Origin of the sequence: Streptomyces sp. WMMC500, assembly GCF_027497195.1 — a bacterium.
In the GTDB taxonomy this organism is placed as follows: Bacteria; Actinomycetota; Actinomycetes; order Streptomycetales; family Streptomycetaceae; genus Streptomyces.
Genome location: NZ_CP114905.1, coordinates 5,284,974 through 5,305,151, shown reverse-complemented (window position 1 = coordinate 5,305,151; position 20,178 = coordinate 5,284,974). Strand labels below are relative to the sequence as shown.

General features: G+C 72.1%; 22 protein-coding genes and 1 tRNA gene. 17 read left to right on the top strand and 6 right to left on the bottom strand.

Features of this window, described 5'->3' with window-relative positions:
• The first annotated feature begins 87 nt into the window (after positions 1-87).
• The 14 genes from O7599_RS22930 (at position 88) to O7599_RS22865 (ending at position 11,032) form a co-directional block, all read left to right on the top strand.
• The gene (locus O7599_RS22930) at positions 88-378 is read left to right on the top strand and encodes a hypothetical protein (protein WP_281617487.1); all 291 of its coding nucleotides are present in this window, start codon (positions 88-90) and stop codon (positions 376-378) included.
• Positions 375-1,313, top strand: coding sequence for a DUF2637 domain-containing protein (locus O7599_RS22925; RefSeq protein WP_281617486.1), 939 nt, complete (start codon positions 375-377; stop codon positions 1,311-1,313). The genes O7599_RS22930 and O7599_RS22925 overlap by 4 nt, the downstream gene beginning before the upstream one ends.
• On the top strand, positions 1,310-1,675 hold the full coding sequence (locus O7599_RS22920; RefSeq protein WP_281617485.1) for an RRQRL motif-containing zinc-binding protein: 366 nt from the start codon (positions 1,310-1,312) through the stop codon (positions 1,673-1,675). The genes O7599_RS22925 and O7599_RS22920 overlap by 4 nt, the downstream gene beginning before the upstream one ends.
• Positions 1,676-1,902: 227 nt before the next feature.
• Positions 1,903-4,134 (top strand): cell division protein FtsK, encoded by a 2,232-nt coding sequence (locus O7599_RS22915; protein WP_281617484.1) that lies wholly within the window; start codon positions 1,903-1,905, stop codon positions 4,132-4,134.
• 141 nt (positions 4,135-4,275) lie between these two features.
• Positions 4,276-4,551: a hypothetical protein gene (locus O7599_RS22910; RefSeq protein ID WP_281617483.1), complete on the top strand. Its 276-nt coding sequence runs from the start codon at positions 4,276-4,278 to the stop codon at positions 4,549-4,551.
• Positions 4,548-4,742, top strand: a complete 195-nt coding sequence (locus O7599_RS22905) for a hypothetical protein (protein WP_281617482.1) — start codon at positions 4,548-4,550, stop codon at positions 4,740-4,742. Before O7599_RS22910 ends, O7599_RS22905 begins: the two co-directional genes overlap by 4 nt.
• Positions 4,743-4,755: 13 nt before the next feature.
• The gene (locus O7599_RS22900) at positions 4,756-5,226 is read left to right on the top strand and encodes a hypothetical protein (protein WP_281617481.1); all 471 of its coding nucleotides are present in this window, start codon (positions 4,756-4,758) and stop codon (positions 5,224-5,226) included.
• 14 nt (positions 5,227-5,240) lie between these two features.
• Entirely contained in the window at positions 5,241-6,161 is a 921-nt protein-coding gene (locus O7599_RS22895) for a hypothetical protein (RefSeq protein ID WP_281617480.1), read from the top strand.
• Between the two features lie 68 nt (positions 6,162-6,229).
• Positions 6,230-6,673: a single-stranded DNA-binding protein gene (gene ssb, locus O7599_RS22890; protein WP_281617479.1), complete on the top strand. Its 444-nt coding sequence runs from the start codon at positions 6,230-6,232 to the stop codon at positions 6,671-6,673.
• An 87-nt stretch (positions 6,674-6,760) separates the two neighbouring features.
• Positions 6,761-7,657, top strand: a complete 897-nt coding sequence (locus O7599_RS22885; protein ID WP_281617478.1) for a bifunctional DNA primase/polymerase — start codon at positions 6,761-6,763, stop codon at positions 7,655-7,657.
• A 92-nt stretch (positions 7,658-7,749) separates the two neighbouring features.
• Positions 7,750-8,019: a hypothetical protein gene (locus O7599_RS22880; RefSeq protein ID WP_281617477.1), complete on the top strand. Its 270-nt coding sequence runs from the start codon at positions 7,750-7,752 to the stop codon at positions 8,017-8,019.
• The gene (locus tag O7599_RS22875) at positions 8,016-9,164 is read left to right on the top strand and encodes a DUF3631 domain-containing protein (protein WP_281617476.1); all 1,149 of its coding nucleotides are present in this window, start codon (positions 8,016-8,018) and stop codon (positions 9,162-9,164) included. The genes O7599_RS22880 and O7599_RS22875 overlap by 4 nt, the downstream gene beginning before the upstream one ends.
• 216 nt (positions 9,165-9,380) lie before the next feature.
• Positions 9,381-9,581 (top strand): helix-turn-helix domain-containing protein, encoded by a 201-nt coding sequence (locus O7599_RS22870; RefSeq protein ID WP_281617475.1) that lies wholly within the window; start codon positions 9,381-9,383, stop codon positions 9,579-9,581.
• A 65-nt stretch (positions 9,582-9,646) separates the two neighbouring features.
• Positions 9,647-11,032, top strand: coding sequence for a tyrosine-type recombinase/integrase (locus tag O7599_RS22865; protein WP_281617474.1), 1,386 nt, complete (start codon positions 9,647-9,649; stop codon positions 11,030-11,032).
• Between the two features lie 42 nt (positions 11,033-11,074).
• On the opposite strand, the gene O7599_RS22860 is transcribed toward O7599_RS22865, so the two are convergent.
• Positions 11,075-11,148: transfer RNA gene (locus tag O7599_RS22860), tRNA-Thr, on the bottom strand.
• A 177-nt stretch (positions 11,149-11,325) separates the two neighbouring features.
• Between O7599_RS22860 and ugpC the strand changes: the two genes are divergently transcribed.
• The 3 genes from ugpC to O7599_RS22845 all read left to right on the top strand — a co-directional run bounded on the left by ugpC (position 11,326) and on the right by O7599_RS22845 (position 13,938).
• On the top strand, positions 11,326-12,462 hold the full coding sequence (ugpC, locus tag O7599_RS22855) for a sn-glycerol-3-phosphate ABC transporter ATP-binding protein UgpC (RefSeq protein ID WP_281617473.1): 1,137 nt from the start codon (positions 11,326-11,328) through the stop codon (positions 12,460-12,462).
• A gap of 262 nt (positions 12,463-12,724) precedes the next feature.
• Positions 12,725-13,138, top strand: coding sequence for a hypothetical protein (locus O7599_RS22850; RefSeq protein WP_281617472.1), 414 nt, complete (start codon positions 12,725-12,727; stop codon positions 13,136-13,138).
• Positions 13,139-13,215: 77 nt separating this feature from the next.
• Entirely contained in the window at positions 13,216-13,938 is a 723-nt protein-coding gene (locus O7599_RS22845) for a nucleotidyltransferase family protein (RefSeq protein ID WP_281617471.1), read from the top strand.
• Between the two features lie 115 nt (positions 13,939-14,053).
• Here the strand turns inward: O7599_RS22845 and O7599_RS22840 are convergent, their stop codons facing one another.
• The 5 genes from O7599_RS22840 to ispD all read right to left on the bottom strand — a co-directional run bounded on the left by O7599_RS22840 (position 14,054) and on the right by ispD (position 20,000).
• A complete protein-coding gene (locus O7599_RS22840; RefSeq protein ID WP_281623479.1) occupies positions 14,054-15,784 on the bottom strand; it encodes a DoxX family membrane protein in 1,731 nt (576 codons plus the stop codon).
• A gap of 208 nt (positions 15,785-15,992) precedes the next feature.
• Entirely contained in the window at positions 15,993-16,943 is a 951-nt protein-coding gene (gene rlmB / locus O7599_RS22835) for a 23S rRNA (guanosine(2251)-2'-O)-methyltransferase RlmB (RefSeq protein ID WP_281617470.1), read from the bottom strand.
• Positions 16,944-17,057: 114 nt separating this feature from the next.
• Positions 17,058-18,461 (bottom strand): cysteine--tRNA ligase, encoded by a 1,404-nt coding sequence (cysS, locus tag O7599_RS22830; RefSeq protein ID WP_281617469.1) that lies wholly within the window; start codon positions 18,459-18,461, stop codon positions 17,058-17,060.
• 209 nt (positions 18,462-18,670) lie between these two features.
• A complete protein-coding gene (gene ispF, locus O7599_RS22825) occupies positions 18,671-19,201 on the bottom strand; it encodes a 2-C-methyl-D-erythritol 2,4-cyclodiphosphate synthase (protein WP_281617468.1) in 531 nt (176 codons plus the stop codon).
• On the bottom strand, positions 19,191-20,000 hold the full coding sequence (gene ispD / locus O7599_RS22820; RefSeq protein ID WP_281617467.1) for a 2-C-methyl-D-erythritol 4-phosphate cytidylyltransferase: 810 nt from the start codon (positions 19,998-20,000) through the stop codon (positions 19,191-19,193). The genes ispF and ispD overlap by 11 nt, the downstream gene beginning before the upstream one ends.
• Positions 20,001-20,178 lie beyond the last annotated feature (178 nt).

The window sequence follows — 20,178 nt, the reverse complement described above, 5'->3', positions numbered from 1 at the left end:
GGCTTGAGGTTTCTCCCGGAGCGGCGCCGTCTCACCACACGCCTGCGCGGCTTCGGGCTCCCTGTCCCTCCACTTCAGGAGTCCTCCATGCGTGCCTATATCGGCTGTCAGCAAGCTGTTTCTGCTGACGACTTCCTTGAACTGGCGCTCGGTACCCCGGTTGAGCTGTGGCTGGGGGTCGAGGGGGAGAGCGACGAGGAACGCGCGGCCCGTATGGACGCGGCCCGTGACATCCTCGCCGACTCCCCGCACCTCGTTGACGAGGTGGCGCGTATCGCCGCTGAGGTGATCGAGACGCACCCGGAGCTGTTCCACGTCGCTCCGATGTCACGGCCTGCCGGGCGTGGCCGCGCAGACCGTTCGGGGGTGGCGGCATGACCACCACGACCACGACTCCCGAGCGGGCGAAGGTTCCGCCGTTGACGCGCCCCGAGATGGGCCTTGCCGGCACCGCCGCGCTGGCGGCGGCCGGTGTCGGGCTGCTGGGGCTGGTCTCCTCGTTCGAGGCGGTCTCTGCTGCCGCGCAGCGCTGGGGGTTCGACTCGCCGTGGATGCTGCCGGTCGGTATCGACATCGCCATTCCGGTGTTCACGGTGGCCAATCTGCTGCTGATCCGGCTGGACATGGCGCTGGCGTGGGTGCGGTTCGTGCCCTGGCTGCTCACGCTGATCACCTGCTGGCTGAACATCGCGGCCGGGCACACGCTGTCGGCGAAGGTCGCGCACGGCACCATGCCGCTGCTGTGGGTGGTGTTCTCTGAGATCGGCGCGCACATCTACGCCGTGCGGATCGGGGCGGCGACCGGGCGACGCATGGAGAAGATCCGATTCTCCCGGTGGCTGCTGGCGTTCCCTTCCACGTTCGCGCTGTGGCGCCGGATGACGCTCTGGGAAGTCACCTCCTACCGCGAGGCGCTGGAGCTGGAGAAGAAGCGGCTGCTGGCCCGCGCGGAGCTGCGCGAGCGGCACGGCCGACGCTGGCGCAAGCACACGCCGCACCGTGAGCGCGTGCTGCTACGCATGGGAGGCCTCGCCCCCGCCGCGGAGGAGCCCAAGCCCGTCCCCCCGATCGAGCCCGCTCCGCGCCCGCACCGCCGGACCGCCAAGGCCAAGGCTGCGGGCAAGGCGCAGCGCACCTTCGAGGAGCTGCTGACCGCCGCGCGCGAGACCACCGCAGCATGGTCGGAAGCGGAGCTGACCGCCGATCGCATCCGTAGCGCGGTGCACGTCTCGCAGGCCAACGCCCGCAAGCTCCGCGACGCACTGCGCGCGGAACGCAACGGGCGCGGCACTTCTGAGGCAGTCGCAGCATGACCACCGCGTACGCCGAGTGCTACGACCCGACCGGCGCCCGCTACGGCGTCCCCACCTTCCCCTGGCGCATGGCGCCGGAAGGGCTGGCCACACGCCGGCAGTTGCGCGCCCGCGGGCTGCGGCCGGGCGGGCAGGACATCGCCGCTCAGGTGATGTGCCTTAGCCGCCGCACCGGACAGCCGCGCATCGCCTACCTGTACGAGATCGCCAGGGCCAAACCGGTTCGGACGATGACGCTGGCGAAGTGGGCCGCGTTCGACGCCATGATGATCGCCCGCCGCACCTGCCCGCGCTGCCGGGTGGAGCGCTGGTACTGCATCCCGCGCTCGCTCGGCATCTGCAACGAATGTGCCCGCGACTGACCCACCCGGCCCGACTCGCGCGCCCGAATCTAAAGCCGACTAGGACGCCACGTCCTAGTCCCACCCGAGTTGGCTCCGAAGTGCCGCCAAGGTCGGACGCCTTGTCCCTTCTGCTCGATGAGACACCGCGCAATGGTTCCCTACGCCCTCAAACGGGGCCCGGCCCTTGCCCGCCAAGACAGCGGCCGGGCCCCTACGCATCCCTTCAGAGGAAGGAACACCTCGAAGTGAACCACGACGACGACAACGAACTTTTCAACCGACTCGAAGCGGAGATGGCAGCCGACTCCGGGGGCGACGTGGTCGACCTGAGCAAGGCCCGTTTCGCCCGTGGGCGGTCGGCCGACTCGCCCACCCGACTCGACGCCGACGAGTCGGCCGACTCCGACCCGACCCGGTCGGGTGCCGAGTCGGCCGACCCGAGCGACCCGACGAAGCGCCCCCTCGTGGACCTACCGACCCCGGCTGCGGCCGGTCCGGGTTATCTGGGTCGGCTGTTGGGTGCCAAGCGGCGCCCGGTGGTTCCGCCGTGGTTGAAGTCGGTGGCGGAGCTGAAGACGGCCGCCTCGTGGGTGGCGCGGCACTACGCGCACGCCGCCGGGTATCACGCGCTGCGGAGCCCGGTCTACGCCGGCCGACTCGCCTTACAGGCCCCGACCGGCGCCGCTCGGTTCGTCGGCGGCACGCTGCGGTGGATGGCCGACCGTGAGGGGGAGCCGGTCCGACTCGCGGCGGTGCGCCGGGAGGACGCGGGCGAATACCTCAAGCTGTCCCGGCAGCGCGACAACCGCGTCCGCCTGCGCACCCTCGTGACCGTGCTGGCGTTCTTCGTCGGCCTGGGCTCGGCGCTGGCCATCTACGTCCTCGCGCCCGCCTGGCTGCAAGCCATCTCCACCGGCGCGGTGGTGGCCGCGCTCGGCTTCGCCGGCCGCAAGGCCGATGACCCGGTCATCCACCGCGCCGTGGAACTGCCGAAGGCGACCAAGCTCACCAGTGACATCGTGCTGCGCGCGCTTGGCTCGCTGGGCATCTCTCCGATCAACCAGGCGCAAGCCAAGGGCCGCGACGGCTTCGAGTTCAGTGCCCCGATCACCCGGGACGGGCCCGGCTGGCGCGCGGAAGGCGACCTGCCGCACGGCGTGACCGTCACCGACATCATCGAGCGCCGCGAGCGGCTGGCCTCCGGCCTGCGGCGTCCGCTGGGCTGCGTATGGCCCGACGCGGTGCCCGACGAGCACACCGGGCACCTGGTGCTCTGGGTCGGCGATCAGGACATGTCCAAGGCCAAGAAGCCCGCCTGGCCGCTGGCCAAGTCCGGCACCGTGGACCTGTTCAAGCCCATCCCCTACGGCACCGACCAGCGCGGACGCTGGGTCGCGGTGACGCTGATGTACATCGCGGGCGTGATCGGCGCCATCCCGCGCATGGGCAAGACCTTCCTGCTGCGCCTGCTGCTGCTCATCGCCGCGCTCGATCCGCGGGCGGAGCTGCACACCTACGACATGAAGGGCACCGGCGACCTCGACCCGGTCGGCGACGCCGTGGCCCATCGGCACGGCGCGGGCGACGACGACGAGACCATCGCCTACGCGCTGGCCGACTTCCGCGCGCTGCGCGAGGAACTGCGGCGCCGTACCAAGGTGATCCGCTCACTGCCGCGGGACATGTGCCCGGAGTCGAAGGTGACCAGCGAACTCGCCTCGAAGCGGTCGCTGGGCCTGCACCCGATCGTGGTCGGGGTGGATGAGTGCCAGGTCCTCTTCGAGCACCCCGAACACGGCAAGGAGTTCGAGGAGATCGCCACCGACCTGGTCAAGCGCGGCCCCGCGACCGGGATCGTGCTGCTGCTGGCCACCCAGCGACCGGACGCCAAGGCGCTGCCCACCGGGATCAGCGCGAACGCCTCCGCCCGGTGGTGTCTGAAGGTCATGGGCCAGTTGGAAAACGACATGGTGTTGGGCACTTCCGCCTACAAGCGCGGGGTGCGCGCGACCATGTTCGCCTGGGCAGACAAGGGCATCCACTACTTCGTCGGTGAGGGTGCCGATGCCCGCATCGTCTCGTCGGTGTTCGTCGACGCCCCGGCCGCCGACGCCATCGCCGCCCGCGCCCGCGCCGCGCGCGAGCGGGCCGGCACCCTGTCGGGGCACGCGCTGGGGGAAGCACCGGAGCCTGCCGCGCCCGCCTACGACCTGCTCGCCGACATCCTCGCCGTGATCCCGGCGAGCGAGGCGAAGGTGTGGTCGGAGACGGTCGTGACGCGGCTGGCGGAGTTGCGGCCGGACGTGTATGGCGGCTGGGAGCCCGACGCGCTCGCCGCCGCGCTCAAGCCGCACGGCGTCAGCACGATCCAGGTCGGCCGCCGCGTCGACGGCAAGGTGGTCAACCGGCGCGGCATCGACCGCTCCCACCTCACCTCCGCGATTGCGGAGCGTGACGGAAACCGGGACGCGAGCTGAGCGCTCGGGGCCGCTAACGCTAGCAGCACACCCCGCTAACGTTAGCGGCCCCGCTAGCACCTCAAACCTGCCCTGATCAGGCCGCTAGCGGATAGCGGCCCACCTGCGACAACCCCACGAAACCGCCTGGGAGGGCCCTTCATGACCCCTACCCTGCTCGCTATCGCCTGCCTACTCACTGTCACTCTCGGTTACCTCGGTGTGTGCGCGGCCTCTCCGTTCGGAGCCTGCCGCAAGTGCCGCGGATTCGGCTACGCGCTCACCACCGACCGCCGCGGGCGGCCCAAGCGCGGCCGGCACTGCCGCCGCTGCCGCGCCACCGGCCGCCGCATCCGCACCGGACGCTGGCTCTACAACCGCGCCGCCCGCATCCACCGCGCGGGCACCGACCGGCCGCGCTCGGGGGTGGGGCGATGAGCTTCACCGTCTCCGCCGTGCTGCTGTTCGGCATCGCCGCCTTCTTCGCCGTGCGCACCAAGGCCACCGGCGCCGGTGCCGCGCTCGTGGTGTTCCTCTTCGGGTTCTTCGCCGCCGGCACCGGCGCGTACGAACCCATCCGCGACCTGGTCCAAGCCACCGCCGACGCGGTCAGCGCACTGGCCAACTGACAGGAGACCCGCCATGAACGAACCCGTCCTGAGGCCGGGACCGCCGACCGCATCGGCGTACGACCCGGCACCGCTGGACCTGTACGCGCCCGGACCGGCCGGGGTGGAACTGCCCGCCGAACGCGGGCCGGTGGTCTGGGTGCCCGACGCCTACGGCCGCATGGTCCCCATGCCCAAGCACCTCACACCGCCCGCCATGGCCCGCCCCGAACCCCGCGACCTGACCCCGCTGCCGCTGCTGGACCCCATCGCACAGCGCTTCGTCGCCGCCGGCATCGGCGGCGGCGCCCTGTCCGCCGGGGTCGGCTGGGGCATCGGCGAAGTCATCGGCGCCGCCGCCGGGTTCGGCTCCGGCACCGCCATGTGGATCGCCCTGGCCGTCCTCGCCTGGCGCCTGCCCGCCCGCGCGATCGGCGGTGGACGGCCCGGCAGCGCGGTCCACATCCGCAAGGCCACGTTCAAGCGCAACCACTTCCACGGCTGACCAAGGGAGATCGCATGAACGGATCGAACGGCACCGTCTCGGGCCGTACCTACAAGCGCACCCGGCCGCGCGGCTACGCCGACTGGACCCCCCGCCCGCACGTACAGGCCCTGGTGGACCAGGTACGCGGCGTGCTGGAGGAGAACCGCGCGTTCCTGCCGATGACCGCCCGACAGGTCTTCTACCGCCTGGTCGGCGCGCACGGCTACGACAAGACCGAGCAGGCATACGCCCGGCTGCTGGAGACCCTGAACCGGGCCCGCCGCGCGCGGCTGATCCCGATGCACGCCATCCGCGACGACGGCGGCACCGAGATGGGCGGGCCCGGTTGGGACTCCCCGGAGCAGTTCTGGCAGGCCGTCAAGGGCTCCGCGGAGGGCTACGTCCACGCCTTAGACGACGGCCAGCCGGTCGCGGTCGAGGTGTGGGTGGAGGCAGCCGGCATGGTGCCCATGGTCGCCCGCATCGCCCGCGACTTCGGGGTGTCGGTCTACAGCTCCGGCGGCTTCGACTCCCTCACGCTCAAGCACGGCGCCGCGCGGCGCATCTCCTACCGCCAGACGCCCACCACCGTGCTGCACCTGGGCGACCACGACCCCTCCGGGCTGTCCATCCTGGACTCCGCCGCCGAGGACATCAGCGCGTTCGTGGACGACATGGGAGGCCAGCCGCCGACGTTCGCACGGCTCGGCGTGACCGAAGACCAGATCACCCGCTACCGGCTGCCCTCTGCACCGCAGAAGGCCACCGACCGGCGCGGCGAGCACATGCGCCACACCGTCCAGGCCGAAGCGATGAGCCCCACCCAGCTCAGCAACGAAGTCCGCGCCGCGCTCGAAGAGGTCTTGGACCTCGACGCGCTCGAAGACGCCCGCGAACTGGGCGAGCGCGAGCGGGCCGCGATCCTCGCCCGCATCCCCGTCGACGACGACTAGCCACATCCGCCGAGGGGGCGACCGCCCCAATGTGCACCCGAACTTCCCGTTCCGAACCAGGAGGAAGCATGTCGTTCGGAGAGACCCCGATCACCATCACCGGCAACCTGACCGCCGACCCTGAGGTGAAGTTCACCGGCAACGGGCACGCGCTGGCGAAGTTCACCGTGGCCTCTACCCCGCGGGTATTCGACCGCGAGAGCAACCAGTGGAAGGACGGCACCGCCACCTTCTTCCGCTGCGCCGCCTGGCGCTCGCTGGCCGAACACGTCGCGGACAGCCTGACCAAGGGCACGCGCGTGGTGCTGTCCGGCCGGATCCGGCAGCACAACTGGGAGACCGACCAGGGCGAGAAGCGCTCCATGCTCGCGGTCGAGGTGGACGACATCGGCGCGTCGCTGCGCTTCACCACCGTCACCATCAACGGCAGGAACGTCGTCAAGCCGAACGCGACCGACGACCCGTGGGCCACGAACGCCGACGGGAAGTCCGGCGACGAGCCGCCGTTCTAGATACGCCCGAGGCGGGCGCCGTCTCACCACAAGCCTGCGCCCGCCCCGGCCCTGCCTGTCCCTCCAAGAGAACAGGAGACCTCCAGCATGCCGCATGAGGCATCACCCGCGCTGCTGCGCGCCGCACTGGCCGCAGCCGCTCGCGGCTGGCCCGTCTTCCCGCTCCGCCCCCAGGCGAAGCGGCCCGCGCTGCACGGCGAGCGCGCGTGCCCCCGTGCGGGGCAGTGCGCCGCCGGGCACCGCAAGTGGGAACAGCGCGCCACCACCGACCCCGACCGCATCCGCGTCGCATGGGCATGCGGCCCGTTCAACGTCGGCATCGCCACCGGCCCGGCCGGGCTCGTCGTGGTCGACCTGGACGTGTCGAAGGACAGGAGGGACCCGCCTGACGGCGCGGCGTCCTTCCTGGCGCTCTGCGAGCGCGCCGGACAGCCGGTGCCAGCCACGTACAGGGTGCGGACGCCCAGCGGCGGCACGCACCTGTACTTCACCTCCCCGCCCGGCACCCGCCTGACCAACAGCGCGGGCACCCTCGCGCCACTGGTCGATACCCGGGCGTGGGGCGGGTACGTCGTCGCCGCCGGCAGCCTTCGGGGCGGCACCGCCTACCAGGCGACCAGTCCGGCGCCGGTAACGCCGCTGCCGTCGTGGCTGCTGTCCGCGCTGCGGCCGGTACCGGAGCCCTCCACCGCACCGACAATCGCGCCACCGCGCAACGCAACCCGCCGCGCTCAGGTGGCGTTCGAGCGCGAGCAGGCCGCGATTACGGCCGCACCCGTGGGCGCACGGGAACGGACGCTGTTCATCGCCGCACGCGCTATGGGCCGCTTCATCGCCTGGGGCGACCTCACCCGGCACCAGGTCGAGGAGGCGTTTCAGGCGGCGGGGGAGGCGGCGGGGCTCAAGCCGTACGAGTGCCGTTCCACCTTGCGCAGCGCCCTGGATTGGTCCATCCGCAACGCTCGGCCCCGGGAGGCGGCATGACATCGCCCGCCTCTCCGCCTGAAACGCCTCTCACGGGCTTCTCAGCGGCCCGTACGCGCCCGCCGACACCCGGCACCGATCAGGGCTGTGGCATGAAGGACGACGGCCGCCAGGCCGTCCTTTCAGCCCTTCCCGCCGCCTCCCAGCGCACCGGCCCGGCCACAGGTGACAGGCGCGTCATCGTGGCGTGGCTACGCATCCACGCCCCCTACGGCGCCACCCCCACCGCCACCTCGACGTGCCGGTGCGGGCGCGACTGCCGCGCCGCCGGCCGCGCGAAGGTGCTGGCGCTCATCGAGGCACACACGGCCCACCGGGACGCCTGTCCGCTCCGCTCGCCGGAAGGGAGGAAGGCCGCATGAGCACCCTCGACGGAGCCGCCTTGCTCGATGAGGTGGAAGCCTTCCATCGTCGCTTCAACATCTTCCCCCTCGACGCCGCATACGTCGCCGTCACGTTGTGGGACGCACATGCGCACCTGCTGGATTGCTTCGACTCCACTCCCCGGCTGGCGTTCCTCTCCCCCGAGCCCGGCTCGGGGAAGTCGCGAGCGCTGGAGATCGTAGAGACCCTGGTGCCGCAGCCGATGGTGGCGGTCAACGCCTCCGCCTCCGCGCTGTTCCGTGCCGTAGGTGGCATGGAGGGGCGCCCCACGATCCTGTTCGATGAGATTGACACCGTCTTCGGTCCCAAGGCCGGGGACAACGAACAGCTTCGCGGCTTCCTCAACGCCGGCCACCGCCGTTCGGGTGTGATGTGGCGCTGCGTCGGCGACGGAGCCAACCAGCAGGTGCAGGAGTTTCCCTCCTACTGCGCAGTAGCCGTCGCCGGACTCGGCTCCCTGCCGGACACGATCCTGACCCGCTCGGTCATCATCCGCATGCGCCGCCGCGCCCCGAACGAGCACGTGCAGCCCTTCCGCCAGCGCATCCACGAGAAGCAAGGGCACGCGCTCAGGGACCGGCTCGCCGCATGGGCTGAGACGGTACGCGAGCGAGTCGACGGCGTCTTTCCGGAGCTTCCGGAGGGCATCACCGACCGGCCCGCGGACGTGTGGGAACCCCTGCTCGCCGTGGCGGACGCGGCAGGCCGTGACTGGCCCAAGCGGGCCCGCACCGCCTGCGTGGAACTGGTGGCCGCAGCCCAGAGCAGCGACAAGGGCAGCATCGGAATCCGGCTGCTCACCGACCTGCGGGACTACGTGTTCAGCGGCATCGACCGCTTGCCCACCGTGGCCATTCTCGACCGGCTGCACAGCCTCGAAGAGGCGCCGTGGGCGGACATGAGCGGCAAGCCGCTGAATGCCCGCGGGCTGTCGCGGATGCTGCGGGAGTACATGACCGCGGAGAACGCCCCGATTGCCGCCCGCAACATCAAAACCAGCGGAAGCGTGATGAAGGGCTACTACGCCGCGGACCTCCGGGACGCCTGGGAGCGGTACTGCCCCCCGCCCCCTGAGAATCCGCTACTTCCGCTACCTCCGCTACCGCGCAGGTCAGAGCCCTAGATCAGGTAGCGGAAAGCCCTGCGCCATCCGCTACCTGCCCCGCCGAACCGCTACCGGCCCCGCGGCCACCCGGCCGGGGCCGGCAGCGCTCCAATCCGCTACCGCTACCCAATCCGCTACCTCAATCATGCCCCTGACCAGGGCGGTAGCGGAGGTAGCGGAAGTAGCGGACCTGACAGGACAGGGCCGCCGACGCCCCCGAGGAGGTTGCACCGCATGAGCACGACCGCCCCTGCTGCTGACCGGCTCCTCTACACCCCCGAGGAAGCTGCCGCCGCGCTTGCTATCGGCCGCTCAACGCTCTACGAGCTGATGGCCGCGGGCGCCGTGAAGTACATCAAGCTGGGCCGCTGCCGCCGAATCCGTCGTTCGGATCTCGAAACCTACGTGGCACATCTCGTCCCGCTTTCTAGCTGACCGCGTCCCACATCAAGGCGGCTCCGGACTTCGGCCCGGGGCCGCCTTTCTGCATGGAGGAGTGCATGAGCCCTCGCAATCCCAACATGACTTCATCCGTCTATCTCGGCAGTGACGGGTGGTGGCACGGCCGCGTCACGATGGGCGTGAAGGACGATGGCAGCCCCGACCGCCGGCACCGCCGCGCCCGCACCGAGAAGGAGGTGCGCCGCAAGGTCAGAGAGCTGGAACGGCTCCGTGACGGCGGCCGGGCGCCCAAGGCCGGACGGGTGCCGACCGTGGAGCAGTGGATGGAGACCTACCTCACCACCATCGCGAGCCTGAAACTCCGGCCCCGCTCCCTGGACGACTACTGGTCCAAGACTCGCAACGACATCGTTCCCGGAGTTGGCAGGCACCGCCTGGACAAGCTCGCCCCCGAGCATCTGGAGAAGATGTACGCCGCCATGCTCGCCGAGGGGCACGCGCCGTCCCATGTGCTCAAGGTGCACCGCATCTTGTCCCGCGCTCTGAAGATTGCCCACCGCCGCCGCATCATCGTGGAGAACGTCGCCACGCTCGTGGACCCACCCACCGTGGAGGAGACCGAAGCGCATCCCTTCACCACCGAGGAAGCCAAGGCGTTCCTCGAAGCAGCGGCGAAGCGGCCCACCTTCCTGCGGTGGTGCGTCGGGGTCGGGATGGGGTTACGGCAAGGCGAGACGTTGGGTTGGCGGTGGCCGTACGTGGACCTGGAAAACGAGCTGTTCCACCCGCAATGGCAGCTTCAGCGACTCAATTGGCGTCACGGCTGCGAAGACCCTCATGCCTGCGGAGCCCGGCTGCACCGCTTCGAGTCATGCCCTGAGAACTGCACACGCCACAAGTCGTACAAGCGTGGTTGCCCTAAGCCGTGTCCGAAGGGCTGCACACGGCACGCGAGCACGTGCCCGCAGCGTGAAGAAGGCGGGCTGGTCTTCACTCGCCCCAAGACGAAGAAGAGCACGAACCCCGTGCCCATCCCGCCGCCGTTCATCCCCTACCTCCGCGAGCACAAGGAACGGCAGAACGCGATGCGGGCCGCCGCGGGCGAGCTGTGGCAGGAGCACGACGCGGTATTCACACGGCCGGACGGGCGTCCGCTGGACCCGCGGGCGGACTGGGAGGAATTCAAGGAGCTGCTTGCCGAAGCGGGCATCGACGACCGGCGCCTCTACGACGGCAGCCGCCACACGGCCGGCACCATCCTGAACGAGCTGGGGGTGGACATGCCCACGATCATGGAGATCCTCCGGCACACACAGATCACCCAGACCCGGCGGTACGTGAAGGGTCGGTCGCACCTGTCGAAGGACGCCATGCGGCGCATGGGCGACGCCTTCATGCCCCGCTCTGAGACCCGTACTGAGACCACGACTGAGACCAGGAACACGCGGGCGGCCCGCGCCCGCCGCCGACGCCGCATCCGATAGCGAAAACCCCAGCTCAGAGTGCGTCTGGGCTGGGGCCACCGGAGCCCCCTGTCGGATTCGAACCGACGACCTACGCTTTACAAGAGCGTTGCTCTGACCAGCTGAGCTAAGGAGGCGCGCCCTGCAGTGTAACCGGGTCACCGGGTGGCGGGGTGATGCGTTTTCGGGACCTTCGAGGTGATGACAAGGGGCTGACCGGCAGGTACGGTCAGCGCCATGGTCCACAGCAGTGGACTACACCACATCCTTTACTCGGATCGTCCGGCACGTTCCTGCCGGTGAAGGGAAACACCATGGCAACCGTTTCGTTCGACAAGGCCACCCGGATCTACCCGGGCTCCGAGAAGCCCGCGGTCAGCGACCTGGAGATCTCCATCGAGGACGGCGAGTTCCTCGTCCTCGTCGGCCCGTCCGGCTGTGGCAAGTCGACCTCCCTGCGCATGCTCGCGGGTCTGGAGGACGTGAACTCCGGCACGATCCACATCGGCGACCGTGACGTCACCCACCTGCCCCCGAAGGACCGGGACATCGCCATGGTGTTCCAGAACTACGCGCTCTACCCGCACATGACCGTCGCCGACAACATGGGCTTCGCGCTCAAGATCGCCGGCGTGCCGAAGACCGAGATCCGGCAGAAGGTGGAGGACGCCGCCAAGATCCTCGACCTCACCGAGTACCTCGGCCGCAAGCCGAAGGCCCTCTCCGGCGGTCAGCGGCAGCGTGTCGCGATGGGCCGCGCGATCGTCCGTGAGCCGCAGGTGTTCCTCATGGACGAGCCGCTGTCGAACCTCGACGCCAAGCTCCGCGTCCAGACCCGTACGCAGATCGCCGGCCTGCAGCGGCGCCTCGGCGTCACCACCGTGTACGTCACCCACGACCAGGTCGAGGCCATGACCATGGGTGACCGGGTGGCCGTGCTCAAGGACGGCCTGCTCCAGCAGGTCGCCACGCCGCGCGAGATGTACGACAAGCCGGAGAACCTCTTCGTCGCGGGCTTCATCGGCTCCCCGGCGATGAACCTCGTCGAGGTCCCGATCACCGACGGCGGCGTCAAGTTCGGCAACAGCGTCGTGCCCGTCAGCCGCGAGGCCCTCGCCGCCGCGACCGAGAAGGGCGACCGCACCGTCACGGTCGGCGTCCGGCCCGAGCACTTCGACATCGCCAACGGCGACACCCCCGCGGACAAGACCCTGTCGAAGGAGGCGGACAGCGCCCCCGCCGGTCTGCCCGTCACCGTCAACGTCGTCGAGGAACTGGGCGCCGACGCCTACGTCTACGGCTCCGCGAACGTCGGTGGCGAGGACAAGGACCTGGTCGTCCGCGTCTCCGGCCGCGCCGTGCCGGACAAGGGCGCCACGCTGCACATCGTCCCGCGCTCCGGCGAGACGCACGTGTTCTCCACCTCCTCCGGCGAGCGGCTCAGCGACTGACCGACTGAACCGACACAGCCCGGCGGCTCCTTCGGAACGGCGCCGCGCCCCGGCCGGGGTGCGGCGCCGTTGCGCGTTTCCGGGACGTCACGCCTTCCGTCAGAACGAGGTACGGAAACGGCCGCGTATCGGCAAGTGCGTCGGAAAGTCCGCCACCTCGTTCGACGTCCACGTCAACACGGAATTCGAATTTTCCGGCCAACCGCGCTCGTAGGGGTGACTCAATGTCGCCAAATCACTACCGCTCGCTACGATCGCCTGCGTGAAGCAGGTAGCCCGCCGTATCGGCAGAACCATCGCATTCGTCCTCCCCGTCGTACTCGTGCTGTCGGGTACGCTCGCGGTCGCCACCGTCCCCTGGGCGTCGCCCTCGACCGACTCCCGGATGCTCAGCGCCTCCGCGGAGAGCGCCGTCGGCGCGTCCGGCGCCCGCGCCCCGCAGGAGGTGCTCCGGGACCGCCTCATCGCCGAGTTGCAGGAGAAGGACCCGGGCGCGGCGCTCACGCAGTTGCAGCGCGAGGTGCACGCCCGGCCGTCGCTCGCACGGCACTGCGCCGGGATCGCCCGCGCGCTGGGGGAGGCCGCGGTGGCCAAGTACGGGGTCATCCGCGCGCAGTCGTTCTCGCGCCCGGTGTGCGACACCGCGTTCGCGTCCGGGGTCGTCACGGCCCAGTAGGGACCGCCCAATAGCGCAGGGCGGCGGAGGACCCCGCACCCGCGGCCGTTTCCTACCGGCCGGTTAGGGTGCGGGGTATGACCGCAGCCGCAGCAGCACTACCCACTCAAGCCGTGGTCCTTGCCGGGGGGCAGGGGTCACGGCTTCGTCCGTACACGGACGACCGCCCCAAGCCGATGGTCGAGATCCCCGGCACCGGCGTGCCCATCATCGGGCACCAACTGGCGTGGCTGGCGGCGGAGGGCGTCACCGACGCGGTGGTGTCGTGCGGGCACCTCGCCGAGGTGCTGCAGGAGTGGCTGGACGCCACGGAGCTGCCGCTGAAGGTGAGCTGCGTGGTCGAGAAGGAGCCGCTGGGGCGGGGCGGCGGGCTGAAGTTCGCGGCGGCGTCGCTGCCGCGGCCCGACGAGCCGTGGTATGCGACGAACGGCGACATCTGGACCCGGTTCTCGCTGCCCGCGATGGCCGCGTTCCACCAGGAGCGGGGCGCGGACGCGACGCTGGCGCTGGCGCGGCCGCACATGCCGTGGGGCGCGGTGGAGACGGACCAGTTCGGGCACGTCATCGACTTCATCGAGGCGCCGCCGTCGCCGTATCTGATCAACGCGGGGGTGTACGTCTTCTCCGCCGCCTTCCGCGACCTGCTGCCGGAGCGCGGCGACCACGAGCGCGCGACGTTCCCGAGGCTGGCGCGGCAGCGGCGGCTGGCGGGCTTCCCGCTGCCGCAGGGGGCGTACTGGCGGGCCATCGACACGGCGAAGGACCTCACGGAGGCGGCGAAGGAACTGCGCCGGGGATGAGGCCCCGGTAGACCGGGCGCGGTACGGACCAGGGCGGTACGGCCCGGGCCGTACGGGACTCGCGCGGTACGGACCGGGGCGGCCTGCACCGCGCCCCGGCCCGTGCCGCCCGCGGCTAGCCCAGCAGTCCGCCGACCAGCCCTCGCGGCTTCTCCTTCTCGCCCTCGCCCGACGGGCCACCGCCCGACGGACCGCCGCCGCCCGTGCTCCCCGCACCGTCGGCACCCGACTCCGCGCGGCCCGCGCCCGCCCCCGGGTCCGTGCCGGACCCGGTGTCGGAGGGCGGCGGCGGGTTCTCGGCGGACGGGGGCGGCGGCGCCTGCTGCGAAGCCGGCGGAGCCGCGGGCTGCTGCTCCGGGGGCACGCTGCCCGACTCCGTGGCCGGACCCGCCTCCGTACCCGTCGCGGCACCCGCGCCGGGGGAGGACGCCGCGCCGCCCGGCTCCGCGGAGCCGTCCCGCGACGGAGTCGCCGAGCCCGCGTCGCCGCCCCGGGCCTTGCCGCCGGGCGTGGCCGGCAGCGGGGTACCCGGCAGGTGGTTGACGGGCGGCTCGTCGGGGCCCGGCACCCGTACCGTGGTCGACGACCGCACCGCGGCACCCAGCATCGACCCGATGAGCAGCGCGAGCCCCACGATCACCGTGGCCAGCACCGTCCCGCGGCGCAGCACCCGGCGGCGCAGCTCCCAGAGCTCCGAGCGCGGCCCCAGCGTCCGCCACGCCTCGCCGGCGAGGCGCGCGTCGAGGGAGTAGACGGGCGCGCCGGCGATCACGAGGGGGGACCAGGCGGCGAGGAACAGGGCGTCCGTCGCGTCGTACGCGGACGAGGTCTGCCATGCCACCGTCACCAGCAGCCCGAGCGCGAGCAGCCCGCCGACGGCGGCCGCGAGCCGCTGCCAGAGCCCGCAGATCGTCAGCACGCCGACGATGATCTGGAGGAACGCGACCGTCAGCCCGGTGCCGACGGGGTGCGCGAGCCCGAAAGCGTACAGCGGCTCGGCGACGAACCACGGGTCCATCCGGTCCAGCCAGCTCCGCATCGAGCCGTGCTCGCCGCCGTCGAAGAAGAGCGGGTCGCTGAGCTTGCCCATGCCGGCGTAGAGGGAGACGAGGCCGAGGACGATGCGCAGGGGCAGCAGGACGACGCCGAGGTTCATCCGGCGACCGGGGTAGTAGGCGTGCCGCACGGGGTCGGCGCCGTGGCGCCGGGTGCGGCCGGCGTCCCGGCCGCCGCCGGGGCCGGCGTCGGGGCCGCCCGGCTCGGCGTACAGGTCGTGCGGTGTGTCGTCGCCGCCCCGCCCGTCGTCGTACGGACCGTCCCCCGGCCCGTACGCCCCGGGCGCTCCCGGCCCGTAGGGACCGGCGTACTGCGGGACGCGCGGGAGCACCTGCGTGGCGTCCCCCGGCAGGCGCGGGCGGACGAGCGGGGTGCCCGAGCCGTCGATGCGGGGCAGGCGCTGGGTGGCGTCGTCCTCGACGGGCGGGAACACCTGCGTCGCGTCGTCGATGCGGGGCAGGAGCTGCGTCGACGTCGCGTCGGCGCCGGGCACCGACTGCCGGCCGGCGTCGCCCCGGGGGATGGCCTGCAACAGCCGCCCCGCGGCGGTGTCGTCGACGCGCCCCGTCCATACCACGGGCACCCGCCGCCGCCCCGCGCCGGCAGCCGCGCCCACGCCCCCGGCGGCCGCGCCCACACCCGCACCCACCAGGGCCGGCGCAAGCCCGCCGCCCCCGTACGCCGACGCGCCCGCCGCGGCGAGCGCCCGGCGGGACGAGGGCCCGAGCCGCACCCGGAAACTGGGGTTGTCGACGCTGATCCGGGTGGGCTCGCTCGGCACCCGCACCATCGTCAGCCGGCCGGTGTCCTCGGGCTCCTGGGCGCTACCACCCGTGGGGGTGGGCGGTGTTCTGGTGTCCACGCTCCACTAACCGAGTGACACGCCGTTTGGACACTGGCTGACACCGCCTGACACAGCCCTTTTGTGTCAGAGGCCCGTCAAACACACCGTTCGTGGGGGCTCGTTCCGATTCGCCGCGCGCCGTCGCGTGCGGTGTTCACGCCCGCCTGCGTGCCGCCTCGTACAGCACCACACCGGCCGCGACGCCCGCGTTCAGGGACTCCGCGCCGCCCGGCATCGGGATCCGTACGCGTACGTCGCACGTCTCCCCGACCAGCCGCGACAGGCCCTTGCCCTCGCTGCCGACCACGATGCACACCGGGCCGTCCAGCAGGTCGAGATCCGGCAGCTCGGTGTCGCCGTCGGCGGCGAGGCCGACGACCATCACGCCGGCCTTCTGGTACGCCTCCAGGGCCCGGGTCAGATTCGTCGCCCGCGCCACCGGGGTGCGGGCCGCCGTGCCCGCCGAGGACTTCCACGCGCCGGCCGTCATCCCCGCCGCGCGGCGCTCCGGGATGACGACGCCGTGCCCGCCGAAGGCGGCGACGGAGCGGACGACGGCGCCCAGGTTCCGCGGGTCGGTGACCCCGTCGAGGGCGACGGCCAGCAGGTCCGCGGCGTCGTCGGCGGCGGCGTCGAGGAGGTCGTCGGGGTGGGCGTACTCGTACGGCGGGACCTGGAGCACCAGGCCCTGGTGGTTCAGGCCGTCCGTCATCCGGTCCAGCTCGGGGCGCGGCGCCTCCATCAGGTGGACGTCGCCGCGGTCGGCGACGAGCTGGAGGGCGGCGCGCACGCGGTCGTCGCCGTCGACGTACTGCTGGACGTACAGCGTCGTGGCCGGCACGCCGTCGCGCAGCGCCTCGTACACCGAGTTGCGCCCGACGACCAGCTCGCTGCTGCCCTTGCCGCCGCGGCGCGCCGCGGGGCGGGCTCCGGCCCTCCTCGACCGCGCCTGGGCGGCGCGCTGCTTGGCGTGCCCGGGGCGGTGCTCGGCGGGCGGCGTGGGGCCCTTGCCCTGGAGGGACCGGCGGCCCTTGCCGCCGCTGCCCTTGGTCGCGCCCTTCTTGCTCGCCGTTCTGCGGCCTCGGCGCTGACTGTTCCCGGCCATGGGGACTCCACCTGCTTCTGCGATCGTCGTTCTCTACGTCATGAGTGTGCCGCCCGGTCCGCCGGACGGCGCGCGGGGCCCGAACGCCCCGCTCCGCTTGTCAGCTCCGCCCGGTCAGCTCAGCGTCCAGCGCGGCCCGTCCGGGGTGTCCTCGATGGCGAGGCCCGACTGCTGGAGCTGGTCGCGGATGGCGTCCGCCGCGGCGTAGTCCTTGCGCGCCCGCGCCGCCTCGCGCTGCTCCAGCACCAGCCGTACGAGCGTGTCGACGGCCCCGTGCAGATCCGCGCCCCGCTCGACGCCGTCCGTGCCCGTCCAGTGGTCGTCGAGCGGGTCGAGGCCCAGCACGCCCAGCATGGCGCGTACCTCGGCGAGGCGGGCGACGGCGGCTTCCTTGTCGTCGGCGGACAGGGCGGCGTTGCCCTGCCGGACTGTGGTGTGCACGACGGCGAGCGCCTGCGGCACCCCGAGGTCGTCGTCCATCGCCTCGGCGAACGCGGGCGGCACGTCCGCGGCGGGGGCGACGCCCGCCTCCCCTGCTTTCTCGACCACACGCTGGACGAAGCCCTCGATGCGCGCGAACGCCGACTCGGCCTCGCGCAGGGCCTCCTCGCTGTACTCGATGGTGGAGCGGTAGTGCGGGGTGCCCAGGTAGTAGCGCAGGACGACGGGGCGCCAGCGCTTGACCATCTCGGAGACGAGCACCGAGTTGCCGAGCGACTTGCTCATCTTCTCGCCGCTCATGGTCACCCAGGCGTTGTGCAGCCAGTAGTCGGCGAAGTCGTCGCCGAACGTCTTGGACTGCGCGATCTCGTTCTCGTGGTGCGGGAAGACGAGGTCGATGCCGCCGCCGTGGATGTCGAAGCGGGAGCCCAGGTACTTGTGGGCCATCGCCGAGCACTCCAGGTGCCAGCCGGGCCGGCCGCGGCCCCAGGGGGTCTCCCAGGACGGCTCGCCGGGCTTGGCGGCCTTCCACATGGCGAAGTCCCGCTGGTCGCGCTTGCCGGTCTCGCCCTCGCCCTCGGGCTGACGGAGGTTGTCCAGCTCCTGGTTGGACAGGGCGAGGTAGTCGGGGTACGCGCGCACGTCGAAGTAGACGTTGCCGTCGGCGGCGTAGGCGTGGCCGGAGTCGATGAGCGCGGCCATCATCTCGATCATCTCGGGCACGTGTCCGGTGGCGCGGGGCTCGTACGTCGGCGGGAGGCAGCCGAGCGCCGCGTAGCCGGCGTCGAAGGCGCGCTCGTTCTCGTACCCGATGGCCCACCAGGGGCGGCCCTGCTCGGCGGACTTGGAGATGATCTTGTCGTCGATGTCGGTGACGTTGCGGATGAACGTCACCTCGTAGCCGCGGTGCAGCAGCCAGCGGCGCAGGATGTCGAAGTTGAGCCCCGACCGGATGTGCCCGATGTGCGGGGCGGCCTGCACGGTGGCTCCGCACAGGTAGATCGAGACGCAACCCGGGGTGATCGGGGTGAAGTCACGGATCTGCCGGGTGCTGGTGTCGTACAGGCGAATGGTCACGCCTCAAGGGTAGTAGGGCCGGGACGCCCCGAGGGCCACAGCCCGCGCACAGGCGCCGGGCGACCGGTCCCGGCACCCCGGCTCGTGCCCGGCTGTCAGTGGAGCGGCCTACCCTTGGGCGGGTGCGTGGGGGACTTCATGTGCGGGACTTCTGCACGGGACTTCTCCAGCGCGCACGCGACCTTCCGCGCGGCGGCGCGGAGTCCGCGTCACCCGGGCGAAGGCAGGACGAGCGCGGTGGCGACCGCCGCCAGGCCCTCGCCGCGGCCGGTGAGCCCGAGGCCGTCGGTCGTCGTGCCGGAGACCGACACCGGCGCCCCGGCCGCGGCGGACAGCGCCTCCTGCGCCTCTCCGCGCCGCTTGCCGATCTTCGGCCGGACGCCGATCACCTGGATCGCGACGTTGCCGATGCGGAAGCCGGACGCCCGGACGATACGGGCCGCCTCGCCCAGCAGCGCGACGCCGGCGGCGCCGGACCACTCCGGGCGGTCGGTGCCGAAGTGCGCGCCGAGGTCGCCGAGGCCGGCGGCGGAGAAGAGCGCGTCGCAGGCGGCGTGCGCGGCGACGTCGCCGTCGGAGTGACCGTCGAGACCGTGGCTCTCGCCCTCCCAGAGCAGCCCCGCGCACCACAGCTCGCGCCCCTGGGCGAAGGCGTGCACGTCGGTGCCGACACCGACGCGCGGCAGCACGCCGTACGCACCGGGCGCACCGGAACCCGGCGGCGGCGGGTCAGAAGGCATCCGTCGCCCTCCGGCGCGCGAGTACGGCCTCGGCCAGCACCATGTCCAGCGGCCGGGTCACCTTGAACGCCTCCTCGTGCCCGGGTACGAGCACGACCTCCACGCCCAGCCGCTCCACCATGCCCGCGTCGTCGGTCGCGCCCTCCCCCGCGGCCGGGACCTTCTCGTGGGCCTCCGTCAGCACCCGGCGGTCGAACCCCTGCGGGGTCTGCACGGCGCGCAGCGCCGCCCGCTCGGGGGTGGCGACGACCGGCTCCGGGCTGCCCGGCTCGCCGCCGGGCACGACCTGCTTGACGGTGTCGGTGACGGGCAGCGCCGGTACGACGGCGGGCGCCCCGGCCCGTACCGCGGCGGCGACGGCCTCCACGGTGTCCACCGGGACCAGCGGGCGGGCGGCGTCGTGGACGAGCACGATGCCGATGTCGTCGGGGAGGGCTGCCAGGCCGAGGCGTACGGAGTCCTGCCGGGTGTCGCCGCCGGGGACGACGGCGACCTCGGTCGAGTCGAGGTACTCCAGGTGGTCGTCGAGCAGCGTGCGCACCTGCGCCGCCTCACCGGGCGGGCCGACGACGACGACCATGGACACCGCGCGGGCGCGGGCGAGTGCGCGTACGGCGTGCACGAGCATCGGGGTGCCGCCGAGAGCGCGCAGGGCCTTCGGCGCGCCCGGGCCGAGCCGCACGCCGCGGCCGGCGGCGGGGATCACCGCGGCGCATCTGCGCGGACCGGAGGGGTCCGATCGGCCGGGCCGGGTCCGTACGGACGCGGCGGGCGGGTCGGACGAGCCTGACGGAGACATTGCGGTGTTCAGGTTTGTGTCCTTGGACGACATGGGTATGGCCAAAAGCGTGCCGGGCACGTGCTTCGTGCCCCCACCGCGGAGCTCGCTGCCGACCCCCTTCCGTGACGCACATGGTCGCAGTAGCTACCCGGGCCCGGCACGGCGTGTCCGCATGAAAGCGGGACAGCCGTCGGCC

Bases quoted from the DNA above. Each gene is read 5' to 3' on its own strand.
- O7599_RS22930 (WP_281617487.1), top strand. From the start codon at position 88: ATGCGTGCCTATATCGGCTGTCAGCAAGCTGTTTCTGCTGACGACTTC.
- O7599_RS22925 (WP_281617486.1), top strand. From the start codon at position 375: ATGACCACCACGACCACGACTCCCGAGCGGGCGAAGGTTCCGCCGTTG.
- O7599_RS22920 (WP_281617485.1), top strand. From the start codon at position 1,310: ATGACCACCGCGTACGCCGAGTGCTACGACCCGACCGGCGCCCGCTAC.
- O7599_RS22910 (WP_281617483.1), top strand. From the start codon at position 4,276: ATGACCCCTACCCTGCTCGCTATCGCCTGCCTACTCACTGTCACTCTC.
- O7599_RS22905 (WP_281617482.1), top strand. From the start codon at position 4,548: ATGAGCTTCACCGTCTCCGCCGTGCTGCTGTTCGGCATCGCCGCCTTC.
- O7599_RS22900 (WP_281617481.1), top strand. From the start codon at position 4,756: ATGAACGAACCCGTCCTGAGGCCGGGACCGCCGACCGCATCGGCGTAC.
- O7599_RS22895 (WP_281617480.1), top strand. From the start codon at position 5,241: ATGAACGGATCGAACGGCACCGTCTCGGGCCGTACCTACAAGCGCACC.
- ssb (WP_281617479.1), top strand. From the start codon at position 6,230: ATGTCGTTCGGAGAGACCCCGATCACCATCACCGGCAACCTGACCGCC.
- O7599_RS22885 (WP_281617478.1), top strand. From the start codon at position 6,761: ATGCCGCATGAGGCATCACCCGCGCTGCTGCGCGCCGCACTGGCCGCA.
- O7599_RS22880 (WP_281617477.1), top strand. From the start codon at position 7,750: ATGAAGGACGACGGCCGCCAGGCCGTCCTTTCAGCCCTTCCCGCCGCC.
- O7599_RS22875 (WP_281617476.1), top strand. From the start codon at position 8,016: ATGAGCACCCTCGACGGAGCCGCCTTGCTCGATGAGGTGGAAGCCTTC.
- O7599_RS22870 (WP_281617475.1), top strand. From the start codon at position 9,381: ATGAGCACGACCGCCCCTGCTGCTGACCGGCTCCTCTACACCCCCGAG.
- O7599_RS22865 (WP_281617474.1), top strand. From the start codon at position 9,647: ATGAGCCCTCGCAATCCCAACATGACTTCATCCGTCTATCTCGGCAGT.
- ugpC (WP_281617473.1), top strand. From the start codon at position 11,326: ATGGCAACCGTTTCGTTCGACAAGGCCACCCGGATCTACCCGGGCTCC.
- O7599_RS22845 (WP_281617471.1), top strand. From the start codon at position 13,216: ATGACCGCAGCCGCAGCAGCACTACCCACTCAAGCCGTGGTCCTTGCC.
- O7599_RS22840 (WP_281623479.1), bottom strand. From the start codon at position 15,784: ATGGTGCGGGTGCCGAGCGAGCCCACCCGGATCAGCGTCGACAACCCC.
- rlmB (WP_281617470.1), bottom strand. From the start codon at position 16,943: ATGGCCGGGAACAGTCAGCGCCGAGGCCGCAGAACGGCGAGCAAGAAG.
- ispF (WP_281617468.1), bottom strand. From the start codon at position 19,201: ATGCCTTCTGACCCGCCGCCGCCGGGTTCCGGTGCGCCCGGTGCGTAC.
- ispD (WP_281617467.1), bottom strand. From the start codon at position 20,000: ATGTCTCCGTCAGGCTCGTCCGACCCGCCCGCCGCGTCCGTACGGACC.